Source organism: Bifidobacterium sp. LH_230, assembly GCF_056357555.1.
Genome location: NZ_JBKEWJ010000022.1, coordinates 39164 through 50133 on the forward strand (window position 1 = coordinate 39164; position 10970 = coordinate 50133).

The 10970-nt window shown below is 61.4% G+C and carries 14 protein-coding genes; 13 read left to right on the plus strand and 1 reads right to left on the minus strand.

Annotated elements, in window-relative coordinates:
- The first annotated feature begins 2 nt into the window (after positions 1-2).
- A complete protein-coding gene (locus AC1A0G_RS10060) occupies positions 3-1394 on the plus strand; it encodes a tyrosine-type recombinase/integrase (protein ID WP_241513423.1) in 1392 nt (463 codons plus the stop codon).
- Between the two features lie 59 nt (positions 1395-1453).
- Here the strand turns inward: AC1A0G_RS10060 and AC1A0G_RS10065 are convergent, their stop codons facing one another.
- The gene (locus tag AC1A0G_RS10065) at positions 1454-2008 is read right to left on the minus strand and encodes a hypothetical protein (protein ID WP_241513424.1); all 555 of its coding nucleotides are present in this window, start codon (positions 2006-2008) and stop codon (positions 1454-1456) included.
- A gap of 794 nt (positions 2009-2802) precedes the next feature.
- Here AC1A0G_RS10065 and AC1A0G_RS10070 point away from each other — a divergent pair.
- The 12 genes from AC1A0G_RS10070 (at position 2803) to AC1A0G_RS10125 (ending at position 10603) form a co-directional block, all read left to right on the plus strand.
- Complete coding sequence (locus AC1A0G_RS10070; protein ID WP_476529413.1) at positions 2803-3141, plus strand: HNH endonuclease signature motif containing protein; 339 nt, start codon at positions 2803-2805, stop codon at positions 3139-3141.
- A 110-nt stretch (positions 3142-3251) separates the two neighbouring features.
- The gene (locus tag AC1A0G_RS10075) at positions 3252-3509 is read left to right on the plus strand and encodes a hypothetical protein (RefSeq protein ID WP_476529415.1); all 258 of its coding nucleotides are present in this window, start codon (positions 3252-3254) and stop codon (positions 3507-3509) included.
- Positions 3481-4959, plus strand: coding sequence for a terminase (locus AC1A0G_RS10080; protein ID WP_476529417.1), 1479 nt, complete (start codon positions 3481-3483; stop codon positions 4957-4959). Before AC1A0G_RS10075 ends, AC1A0G_RS10080 begins: the two co-directional genes overlap by 29 nt.
- Before the next feature lie 13 nt (positions 4960-4972).
- On the plus strand, positions 4973-6502 hold the full coding sequence (locus tag AC1A0G_RS10085) for a phage portal protein (RefSeq protein WP_476529419.1): 1530 nt from the start codon (positions 4973-4975) through the stop codon (positions 6500-6502).
- Complete coding sequence (locus AC1A0G_RS10090) at positions 6429-7247, plus strand: VG15 protein (protein WP_476529433.1); 819 nt, start codon at positions 6429-6431, stop codon at positions 7245-7247. Before AC1A0G_RS10085 ends, AC1A0G_RS10090 begins: the two co-directional genes overlap by 74 nt.
- A gap of 63 nt (positions 7248-7310) precedes the next feature.
- Positions 7311-7850, plus strand: a complete 540-nt coding sequence (locus AC1A0G_RS10095) for a helicase (protein ID WP_476529420.1) — start codon at positions 7311-7313, stop codon at positions 7848-7850.
- A 23-nt stretch (positions 7851-7873) separates the two neighbouring features.
- The gene (locus tag AC1A0G_RS10100) at positions 7874-8794 is read left to right on the plus strand and encodes a phage major capsid family protein (protein WP_241513431.1); all 921 of its coding nucleotides are present in this window, start codon (positions 7874-7876) and stop codon (positions 8792-8794) included.
- On the plus strand, positions 8794-9195 hold the full coding sequence (locus tag AC1A0G_RS10105) for a hypothetical protein (protein WP_476529422.1): 402 nt from the start codon (positions 8794-8796) through the stop codon (positions 9193-9195). The genes AC1A0G_RS10100 and AC1A0G_RS10105 overlap by 1 nt, the downstream gene beginning before the upstream one ends.
- A 10-nt stretch (positions 9196-9205) precedes the next feature.
- Positions 9206-9634: a Gp19/Gp15/Gp42 family protein gene (locus tag AC1A0G_RS10110; RefSeq protein WP_476529424.1), complete on the plus strand. Its 429-nt coding sequence runs from the start codon at positions 9206-9208 to the stop codon at positions 9632-9634.
- On the plus strand, positions 9631-9966 hold the full coding sequence (locus AC1A0G_RS10115; protein ID WP_476529425.1) for a hypothetical protein: 336 nt from the start codon (positions 9631-9633) through the stop codon (positions 9964-9966). The genes AC1A0G_RS10110 and AC1A0G_RS10115 overlap by 4 nt, the downstream gene beginning before the upstream one ends.
- Positions 9967-9968: 2 nt before the next feature.
- Entirely contained in the window at positions 9969-10238 is a 270-nt protein-coding gene (locus AC1A0G_RS10120; RefSeq protein WP_476529427.1) for a hypothetical protein, read from the plus strand.
- Entirely contained in the window at positions 10238-10603 is a 366-nt protein-coding gene (locus tag AC1A0G_RS10125) for a hypothetical protein (RefSeq protein WP_476529429.1), read from the plus strand. The genes AC1A0G_RS10120 and AC1A0G_RS10125 overlap by 1 nt, the downstream gene beginning before the upstream one ends.
- Positions 10604-10970: the final 367 nt, after the last annotated feature.

Below are 10970 nucleotides of genomic sequence, written 5' to 3' on the forward strand. Positions count from 1 at the left end.
CTATGGCACGAGTGACCATCGATGACCTGTGGCTCAAAGACGACGATGATGGCAACCCGCCATCGGCCACAGCCCGGCGAAGCCTCGCCAACGCACGCGACCCGCAGAAAGCCCGTGTGCCCGAAAAGTGGCGTTCAAATCGCTATGGCAGCGGTATGCGCTGGCGCTGCCGTTGGTTCGTCGTCAAACCGGACGGCACCAAGCAGTCGAAGACGAAGGCGTTCGACAAGCTCTGCGACGCCGAAGAGTTTCAAGCCGCCCTTGAAGACGACATCCGGCGCGGACGTTATATCGACCCCAATGCCGACCAGCGGCTTTTCCGCGACGTGGCGGACCAGTGGATCGAGACCAAGCTTGACATCAAACCCTCCACGCTCGGCCGCTACCAGCGGGAGCTTCGCGTATACATCAACCCCACGTGGGGCGACAAGACGTTGCGCGAAATCACGCTCAAGGATCTCCAGTCATGGGTGACCGGCCTCCAGAAAGGCGACTACAAGGCGGAACTGCCGGTAAACAAGAAAGGCGTCATGCGCAAGCCGAAGCCATTAAGCGCGCGAAGCATCCGCAACATCGTCAAAGTCGTCATGGCGGCGGTGTTCGAGTACGCCATCACCAACAAGTGGATCCGGGAAAACCTCGCCAAGCAGGTTGTCACGCCCAAAATCGAGACCAAGGACGAGGACATGGTGTTCCTCACCGTGCCGGAAGTGGAGCTGCTTGCCGACACAGCCGCAGACAACGGGCGAGACGTGGACGGCCTGCTCATCCGGTTCCTCGCCTATACGGGAGTGCGCATCAACGAAGCCCTCGCCCTGCAAATCCAAGACCTCGATTTCAAGGGGCGCAAAGCCCGCATACGCCGAACATGGTCGGATGACGGCAACGGCAAAATGCAGCTCGGCACCCCTAAAAACGGAGAGGCCCGCACCATCGCGCTGCCCGGATCCCTCATCGCGCAACTTGAGAAACTGGCCGAAGACCAGAGCAAAAGCGAGTTCCTGTTCCGCGCGAAGCGGGGCGGGTATATCCATGACCACAACTGGCGCACCCGTGTCTGGTACCCGACCGTGAAGGCGGTGGGGATGGAGGACGAAGGCGTGAATATCCACAGTCTTCGCCACACCTACGCGAGCATCGCCATCGCCAACGGCGCGGATGTGAAGACGCTACAGAAACAGCTCGGACACGCCACGGCGAGCATCACACTCGACATCTACGCGGCGCTATGGCCCGAACGTCTCAACGAAGTCGCCGACGCCGTGGACCAAGCGCGACTCGACGGCATCGCCAAGGCGAAGGAAGAAGCCGAGAAAGCCAAGGCCAAGGCCGCGGCCAAGTTCAAGAAGGCCGAAAGCGGGATCGGACACGACGAACTCGACAAGGCGGCATGAGCGGAACCACCGGCACGATTAAGGGCGCATCGGACAACCGGTGCGCCCTTCTTCCAATCTCAGGGAAGCTGCTGAATCCAAGCGGCTATCGCCGCGTAATCGATGATGGACAGTGCCGTGCACAACACGGCAAACCCCAGCAACATATAGCCACGCTTGACCCAACGGATCCGCTTATCCTCAGCCGCACGCGCCTTCGCCTCATTGGCCGTCAGATTGTCGATTTGGTACAGCAATACGGATTTTCTGCTTTTTGAGCAAGCGTCATTACGCAGCCTGTCCAACGGCAATTCTTCCTCACCGCGCTTCGGGTCGCATATATCAATCAGTCCAACCGCTACGGCAAGAGCCAACAAAAACAAAGCGACGTATTTCAGCCACTGCACATGAACACTTGATAAGGCGGCGAACGGCGAAGTCAGTGAAGCAAAGCCGATCAGCTGACGACTGAGCTGCACCGAAGTATCGACCTGCTTACGCCGATAATCCCTCTGTCGGTTGACTTCGGCCAGTACCGATTCCAGAGATGCGATGACTTCCGCCTCATTCTCCGGCTGATCCGGCTTCGCCTCAGCCGGCTCATCGTCTGCGTCGTTCGCTTTCGTGTCCGCCATTCCGGGCCACCTTAGCGTGTATGGATGTGACTTGGGTCCAGAGAATGTTGCGAAATGTGCACCTGATTCTCAGGATCTGCATAGCTCGGAGGAATGGTCGGCTTCCACGATGAATCCTGTTGCTGATCTGGCATATCTTCATCCTTTCCTCGGAGATTCCGATAATACTCATTCCAGTATCCCTCAATCCGAACCGCCCGTTACACCCGTTACCCGCGTTACACCAGTCGTGAGAATGAACCATACGACAATCCAGAGCGATAACGGGTAACAGGCATCCCGTTACGGTGCAAGTACCGGAAAATCAAGGATTCACTACCATCGTAACAGGGGTAACAGGCGTAACCATGACTACCCTCCCGCATTCTCATACCACCGCCATGACCATCGGTTACACCGTTACACCCGTTACAGGGAAGGTAGGAAGAATGACGGAACCATCTGAAAACAAGGGTTGACAGCAAGTAACACGGGAAGCCCCCACAGACGTTACAGCCGGTTACGCCCGGTCTGGGAACACGGCGACAAAACCGTCGAATATCTAGTAGATCTGACGGCCTCCGTCGCTTGCGGCCAAACCGCAACGCGGCGAAAATGATAGTGTTGCCGTTCAATGCAAGGAACACCAAGGCAATCCCAAAGACTTCACCTCGCCCCGCCGGGCTTTCCTCCTTTCACCGGCGGGGCACATTCATACTCCGGGTGCCGTGAAGCCCACCAAGCCTCACACCTGCATAACCGAAAACCGCTTGCGACACAGGCATCACGGCACCCGCCAACACAATGGCCCACATATGCCCCACGATAGGAACTACAAGGATCCACGGCGCCTCAACCGACAAGCCCGCAACCTCGCACGGCAGCGAGTGCTCGCGCAACAAACACCATGCGGCATCTGCGGCAAGCCCATCGACGACAGCATCAAATGGCCAGACCCAATGAGCGCCGAAGTGGACGAGATCATTCCGGTCAGTCGTGGCGGCAGCGCAACGGACCTGAGAAATCTACAGAAAACGCATCGTTGCTGCAACCAACTCAAAAGCGATAAGAGCCTTGCGTGGGCAAAACACGCCTCACAAGGCAAGCCCGCGCTCAAGCCCACCGCCATCCCGTTCAAAACGTCGGACTGGTGACTTCGACGGATGGGAGAGGTACCCCAACCCCGCAGAGGCCCGGCTACCCCGGAGTATTGGCCAAAACTCTCCCTATTTATTTTTCCCCAAAGCAAGAAATCAGGTGACTCATGGCCGTAAGGACGACCCGCAAGGCGGTGAAGCCGGTGGATCCGCTCGACTATGAGGGGATGCTTCGCAAGACGCTGGTCCGCTTGCAGACCGCCGTGTTCGATCCTGACACACCGCCCCGAGACCTTGCGGCACTGAGCCGCAGAATGTTGGAGGTTTGCCGCGAACTGGAACGGCTCGAATCCGAGAACGGCGGGGCTAACGCACCGACCGCGACGGAGGTAGAGGATGAACCGTTCGACCCGGACGAAATCTGAAACGCACTCCGACCGCCGCAAACTCTCCGAAGTAGCCCGACACGTGGTGCTGCCCGATGACATCAGGACAACGGGATGGCCGAAGGTCGAAGCGCAGGCGCGGCAATGCGGCATCGAATACGACGGATGGCAACGCCAGCTAGGACGCTGCATTCTCGGCAAGACCACGGATGGCGTGTATGCCGCCGGCATCGGCGGCGTGGTCATCAGCATCTGCCGTCAGGTCGGCAAGACATTCCTGATCGGCACGATGATCGTCATGCTGTGCATCCTGAACGACTATCCACTGAAAGTGCTGTGGACCGCGCACAGAACGCGCACCAGCGATGAAACCTTCAAATTCATGTGCGCCCTCGCCCGCAGAAAGGCTATCAGCCGGTTCGTTGACGGGGAGCCGCGCAGGGCGAACGGACAACAGGAGATCGTGTTCATCAACGGATCCAGAATCATGTTCGGCGCCCGCGAAAACGGCTTCGGCAGAGGTTTCGACAGCGTGGACGTGGAAGTGTTCGATGAGGCGCAGATCCTCACGGAACGCGCGCTGGACGACATGATCCCGGCGACGAACGCGGCCCGCAACCCTCTGATCATCTACATGGGCACGCCACCGAAACCGTCAGATCCGTCCGAAGTGTTCTCCACCCGTCGTGACGAGGCTCTGAAGGGCGACAGCACGGACATGCTGTATGTGGAGTTCAGCGCCGACAAGGACGCCGATAGTGACGACCGGAAACAGTGGGCGGTAGCCAACCCGTCGTATCCGCATCGCACAGGCGAAGCGGCCATACTGCGCATGAAGAAGAATCTGGGCGATGACTCGTTCCGCAGAGAAGGCCTCGGCATCTGGGATGAAACCACAGTCAGCAGCGCGATAAGCCCGAGACTATGGGCCGGTGGCGAGGTGTCCGCGCGCACGGATGGCGGCGTGACCTCGTTCGGTATCGACATGTCGCCCGACCGCAGCGCCCTGGCTATCGGAGCGTGCATGAAGTACCCGGACGGCACGGCGCATATCGAACTCGTTGAATACCGGGATACGAAGAGGCATGGCACCGCTTGGGCCGCCGACTGGATCGCCGAGCGCTGGCCGAAGACCGCCTCCGTCGTCATCGACGCGCAAAGCCCGGCTATGGTGCTGCTGCCTGAGCTGAAGGCACGGGGCGTGAAGGTCATGGTGAACTCCACGAACGGCATGGGTCAGGCCTGTGGGCGCGTGCTCGACATGCTGAACGCCGGCACCCTGCGGCATCTGCCGGATGCGGACCAGCCGCAATTGGGCAAGGCAGTGGCGAACGTGACCACGCGGCCGATCGGCAAAAGCGGCGCGTTCGGATGGAACAAGAGCGGATCCGACATCGACATCTCCCCGCTTGTCGCCTGCACGATGGCTTTGCAGGGCGCGTGGACCACGCGCCGCAACCCGAACAGGCGACAGCACGTCATGCACTAGAAGGAACAGGCAATTGGCAGACGAAGGTATTTGGAGCGCGGCGGTCAAACGTCCGTTGGACGTGAACAGTCTCGGCGCGACGAACATCCCCGGCGTGGATCCAGAGGACATGCCGGTCATCCGCGCACTATGCAAGGTGTGGCGCGACCGATACCCGTACAATCTGATCCGCAGCGGCTACTATTTCGCCCACTACGGGTTCAAGGACTTCGGTATCTCGATTCCAGACCGCATCCGCGCGAACGTGAGCGCGTGCATCGGCTGGCCGTCCAAGGCGGTCAGGGCGCTCGCCGATCTGAGCGTGTTCGACGGTTGGACCATTGACGGTTTCGACCCGTATGATGTCGCCGACCTGACCGACAGCACCGCATTGGAGCTGGCGATTCCGCAGACCATCGTCTCCGCGTACATGCACGGCTGCGCGTTCCTGACCATCACGAAGGATGACGAGGGAATCATCATCACGCCACGCAGCGCCGAATACAGCGCCGCCATCTGGGACGGGAGGCATAACCGGCTTGCGGCGGTACTGACCATCAACGACGCGACCAGCAAGGGACGCATCACCGCGTTCAACGTGTTCCTGCCGAACAAGGTGTATGCGGTGGCCCGCAGCAGCCGAGGCGGCTGGGAGGCCGAACGCATCATCACGAACTGGCCCGAGCCGACCGCCATCCCGTTCATCAGCGATCCGCAACTATCCCGCCCGCTTGGGCGCGCCCGGATCACACGACCGTTGATGTCCCTGACCGATATGGGCTTCAGGACGCTGGTGCGCATGGAGGCGAGCGCCGAGTTCTACAGCGTGCCGAAACTGTGGTTTCTCGGGGCGCCGGAGGATGCGTTCAATCAGGACACGTGGTCTTCGCTGGTGTCCGCCATCAACGCGATCGATGGCGACATCGACGGACGTAACCCGGAACTGCATCAGATCAGTCAGGCATCCATGCAACCCCACTCCGACATGCTGAAGACCATCGCGCTTGTCGTCGCGTCGGAGACGAACCTTCCGGCCGACAATCTGGGCATCACGTTGGATAATCCGACCTCCGCCGAGGCTATGGCCGCTGCCGAGCGCAAGCTCACCCGTGAAGCCGACCGGCAGAACCGCCTGTTCGGCTCGCAGTTGCAGAAGCTGCTTCGCATGACCATCTGTCTCCGTGACGGACTGACCACGCCGCCAGATGATCTCAAGGACATCAAGCCGGTGTGGATGCCGACCCGCGAGATCTCCGACGCGGCTCGTGCCGACGCCTACGTGAAGATCTCCGGCGTGAACGAAACCTATGCGAACAGCACTGTTGGCTTGCGACGTCTCGGCCTGACCAATGACGAAATTGTCTCGCTGAAAAACGAGGCCACGCAATCCCAAGCCCGTAGTGTGCTCGACATGCTGGTGAATGGAGGGGCCGGTGGCGACGGTGACACGAACGGACGTGGCCCGTCTGGGCAAGGCCCAGAGCCAGACGGTGAAGCTGGCGCAACGGGAACTGGGACGACTGTGGATGGAACTGGAAGGACTGCCGCCCGCACGGCAGCGTGACGTTCTGCTGGACATGCTGCCCGCCCTGTGTCGCAAGTACGGCGACATTGGATCCGTGGCGGCGGCGGAATGGTATGACACGCTCTGGCGCAGATGGTTCGACGGCGATTTCGAGGCGCAGCCGGTCAACGAGTTCGACGACAAGACGGCGCGTGAGATCATCCGCGCGAAAGCCGGGCTGCTGTTCGACAAGCCCGACGGCACGATGGCGGATCCGGCCGAGTTCCTGAGATGGGCGAACAAATTCCTCGACCGCAACGTGAAGAATCCCGGCCGGCTGACCGTCCAGCGCAACGCGCAACGGGACCCGCGTCATCCCGGCTATGCGCGCGTTCCATCCGGTGTCAAGACGTGCCCGTTCTGCCTCATGCTCGCCGGCCGCGGCTACATCTACCGCAGCGCCGAAACCGCCGGCGCGGACCACGACTTCCACGACGACTGCGACTGCGAGATCGTGCCCGAATGGGACAAGGGCGGGAACGCCATCGAAGGCTACGACCCCGACCGATACGAGCAGATGTACCGCGACGCCCGCGACGCGCTGGAGAACCTTCACGCGGATTCACGACTGCTGGAAGCGGCCAACAACGTTGGCCCGTACACCGTGACCATCACCCAGAAGAACGGGAAACGCCGCACGCACACATATGCGCCCGGAGACCCGAACAATCTGAACAGTCTCGCCGCAGTGATGCGACGGCAGCACCCCGACTTCTTCAAGGGAGCCGACGGCGACGTTCACTAAGACCGCAGCCCCTGTAACAGGGGCTTTACCGATGCCCGGAACGGGCTGATTGGAGATGGAACCATGTTCAAACCGTGGCAGGCACGGTACCCCAAGCGCATCCGCATGATCGACGCGCCTACGGCCGGAGGGGGCGAGCCGCCGGCGGATCCCGGAACGGGCGATGCAGGCGAACACGTCGATTGGGAAGCCAAATACCATGACGCGATGAAGCACTCTCGCGAGTGGGAGAACCGGGCCAAAGCCAACAGCGACGCGGCCGACAGGCTCAAGGCAATGGAAGACGCGAAGCTCTCCGAAACGGAGAAGCTGACCAAGCGCGCGGAAGCCGCCGAAAAGGCGCTCGCCGACATGAAGACGGCTCAGGAAAGGCTTGATTGGAAGACCACAGCGGCCAAGGTGACCGGTGTCCCCGTCGATCTGATCCGAGGCAACACCGAGGAGGAGATCAACGCACATGCCGAAGCATTGAAGACCTACCTGTCCACGGTGAGCAAGCCCACGGCTCCGAACGTCCCCAACCCATCCGGCACTCCGAAAACGAAGACCGGCAAAGACAACCCGAACTCGCCGCTGCTCAGGCAGCTGTTCGGCACCAACTGACCTCATAGGAAGGCATATTCAATATGGCAGCATTGCAGACCAATCAGGTGGTCCTGCCCACCGACGTGTCCCTCGCCGTCGTGGACAAGGCGCACGACACCAGCACCATCGCGACCCTCAGCCCCGCCGACAGGCTCGGCTTCCTCGATGACAAATACAACGTGTTCAACGGTAAGGCCCGTGCCGAAGTCGTGGCCGAAGGCGCGAAGAAGGGCGGCTACGAGCAGCCCATCACCCCGAAGGAAGGCAAGAGGTTCACCGTCCAGTGCACCACGCGCGTGAGCAAGCAGCTCCAGTGGGCGGACGAGGATGACCAGCTTCAGATCCTCGACGCCATTCAGGCCGATCAGGCGGCGGCTCTGGGCGAAGCCCTTGATTACGTCGTCTATCATGCCGTGAACCCGGCCTCCGGCGAAGAGATGACCGGCTACGAGGCATTGGCGAAGGTCGCCACGCAGGTCAAGGGCGGCAAGGATCATCTCGCCAATCTCGACCTTCTGACCGACCAGCTGTTGCGCGTGAACATCACCGGCGTGGCGCTGTCCCGTACTCTGGCGAACGAACTGCGCAAGCTGCGCGTCTCCGCCACCGGTGGCCGACTGTTCCCGGAGATCCCGCTCAGCCTGAACACCGGCATCCTCGACGGCATCCGCGCGAGCACTAGCACCACCGTGGAAGGACAGTACGTCAACGGATCCACCGGAGTGCTCGCGTTCATGGGAGACTTCAGCACGATCCGCTGGCGACTCGTGCGACCGATCACGGCCGAGGTCATCCCGTACGGCGACCCGGACAACACCGGAGTGGATCTGGCCGGCAGCAATCAGATCGCCTACCGCAGCGAGGCCGTGTTCTCCTACGCGATCATCGACCCGACCGCCATCGCCGTGCTTAAGGCTGAAAGCCCGGTTGCCGGCACGAAGAGTGTGAAGGCGGTCAAGTGATGCCTGTGACCCCAGTCAAGACGCTCGTAGTGCAGACCAGCGAGAACGGGGTGCCCGTGCTCGCCGAGCCTGTGCGTCTGGTGAATCCCGACGGCACTCCGTTCACCGGATCCGTCGAATCGATCGCATGGTCGAACGTGACCGGCAAGCCGGCGTCCTTCCCGACCACATGGGATGACGTGTCCGGCAAACCCACCAAGTTCCCCTCCTATGGATACGACTGGACGAATCTCTCAGGCAAGCCGACATCCTTCCCCTCCAAGTGGGCCGACGTATCCGGCAAACCCGCGACGGCCGCCGCCATCGCGGACCTCGCCGCCGACGCCGACGCGGCGGCCATCGTCACCGCGGTAAACAAGGCGTTCGCCGCGATGCGTACGTGGGGTCTCATCGCCAAGTGAGGTGACGGGTATGACTGACGATTTCAAAGCGTTCGCCACCTACGAGGACATCGAGAAACGCTGGCATACCCTCACCACACCGGAACGGGAGAACGCGGCCACGCTACTGGAAGACGCCACGCAGATCATCATGGACACCTGCCCCCGATGGTCGATGGCGTCCGAGCGCACCCGCAAAACCATCGCCTGCGCGATGGTCATCCGCAAGATGCTCGTGGACGACGACCATCTGGGCGTGACCAACGCGCAGCAGACCGCCGGCAGCTTCAGCGAAGCGTTCACCTACTCGAACCCGATGGGCGACCTCTACCTGACAAGGGCCGAGAAAGCCCGTCTGGGAGTCGGCGTGCAACGCGCCTATCACTTGGACATGTCGGGCGCGGACGCCCCGCGAATGACCGTTTCCATGCCGAACCACGGCGATGGAGGCGGCGTATGAGAGGCGAAACCATCATCGTGGAACGACGGGTGAAAACCGGCGTGGACGAAGGCAACAACCCCATCTATGAGACCGAACTGGAGCAGGTGTCCAACGTGCTCGTCGGACCTCCGAACGGAAAGAACGCCACCGACTCCAACCGGCCGGACGGCGTCCAGATCGACGCCGACCTGTACTTCCCCCGCCGCTACGCAGGTGCCCCTCTGCAGGGACAGTCCATCATCGTGAGGGAACGCAGGTACCGGGTGGTCGGCGACCCGCTCCCCATTGACGGAGGCATGACCCCGACCGACTGGAACATGACCGTTCCCGTGACCCGAAGCGACGGATAGACATGGCGAGAATCAGGATACAGACACATCGCGTGGGGGTGACCGAGGTGCTGACCTCCCTCGGCGTGCTGGGCGAGATCGACAAGCAGGCCAGGCACGTGGCCTCGGTCGCCAACGGGATGCACAACGCCAAGGGCTATGTCGGCGACGCAATCATAGGCGACGGCGCGAAGCCGCGCGCGCACGGCATGGTCAAGACGACGGATCTGCACACCAAACGATCGAACGCCAAACACAACACGCTGCTGAAGGCGCTGCAAGGCGGTGGCTGATGCAGAACATCGAAACGCAACTCGTCCAATGGCTATCCCGACAGCCCGAACTCGAAGGATGCCCGGTGTCGTTGGACGCACCGGAGAGGCGTCCCGAACGGTTCATCACCATCGAACGGGTGGGTGGCGCGGAGACGCGCCTCATCGATACGCCGATGATCGCCATCCAATGCTGGGCCGGATCCCGCGTCAAGGCGGCACGGCTCGCCGACCTGACCAAGGGCGTGCTCGGACGCGTCTGGACGATGCCGAACATCGCCCGCATCGACGTGCAGAGTACGATCAACTTCCCCTTGGACGAGTCGACGCCGCGATACCAGATCACCGTCGTGCTGACGGTGCACAAATACGATGCCGCCGGATAGCGGCAAGGAAGGAACACAATGGGCACTCCCGATTCCCAGAACGTCTCCGTCGGCAAGCCGCACGGCGAAGGTGGACGATATGCGGGCGGCATGTGGTGGGCGGTGGCCGGCCAGGCGGCCGTCCCGACCGACGCGACCACCGCGCTCGACGCGAAGCTACGCGACGGCGGGTACCTCTCGGAGGACGGCGTCACCAACACCATCGATAGCGACACGAGAGCTTGTCAAATTGTTTGTGTATGGGTGTTTTTTGTTGTTGTTTTTAGAGGTAGGGTTCCATGCGTTCCGGGTATGCGGCGACGAGTTGGGCGAGGGCCTGTTTCCAGTTGGTGGTGATCCTGCCCTCGATGAGCCGGCATTCGTTTTT

Bases quoted from the DNA above. Each gene is read 5' to 3' on its own strand.
- AC1A0G_RS10100 (WP_241513431.1), top strand. From the start codon at position 7,874: ATGGCAGCATTGCAGACCAATCAGGTGGTCCTGCCCACCGACGTGTCC.
- AC1A0G_RS10070 (WP_476529413.1), top strand. From the start codon at position 2,803: ATGCCCCACGATAGGAACTACAAGGATCCACGGCGCCTCAACCGACAA.
- AC1A0G_RS10105 (WP_476529422.1), top strand. From the start codon at position 8,794: ATGCCTGTGACCCCAGTCAAGACGCTCGTAGTGCAGACCAGCGAGAAC.
- AC1A0G_RS10110 (WP_476529424.1), top strand. From the start codon at position 9,206: ATGACTGACGATTTCAAAGCGTTCGCCACCTACGAGGACATCGAGAAA.
- AC1A0G_RS10080 (WP_476529417.1), top strand. From the start codon at position 3,481: ATGAACCGTTCGACCCGGACGAAATCTGAAACGCACTCCGACCGCCGC.
- AC1A0G_RS10115 (WP_476529425.1), top strand. From the start codon at position 9,631: ATGAGAGGCGAAACCATCATCGTGGAACGACGGGTGAAAACCGGCGTG.
- AC1A0G_RS10060 (WP_241513423.1), top strand. From the start codon at position 3: ATGGCACGAGTGACCATCGATGACCTGTGGCTCAAAGACGACGATGAT.
- AC1A0G_RS10120 (WP_476529427.1), top strand. From the start codon at position 9,969: ATGGCGAGAATCAGGATACAGACACATCGCGTGGGGGTGACCGAGGTG.
- AC1A0G_RS10065 (WP_241513424.1), bottom strand. From the start codon at position 2,008: ATGGCGGACACGAAAGCGAACGACGCAGACGATGAGCCGGCTGAGGCG.
- AC1A0G_RS10095 (WP_476529420.1), top strand. From the start codon at position 7,311: ATGTTCAAACCGTGGCAGGCACGGTACCCCAAGCGCATCCGCATGATC.
- AC1A0G_RS10075 (WP_476529415.1), top strand. From the start codon at position 3,252: ATGGCCGTAAGGACGACCCGCAAGGCGGTGAAGCCGGTGGATCCGCTC.
- AC1A0G_RS10125 (WP_476529429.1), top strand. From the start codon at position 10,238: ATGCAGAACATCGAAACGCAACTCGTCCAATGGCTATCCCGACAGCCC.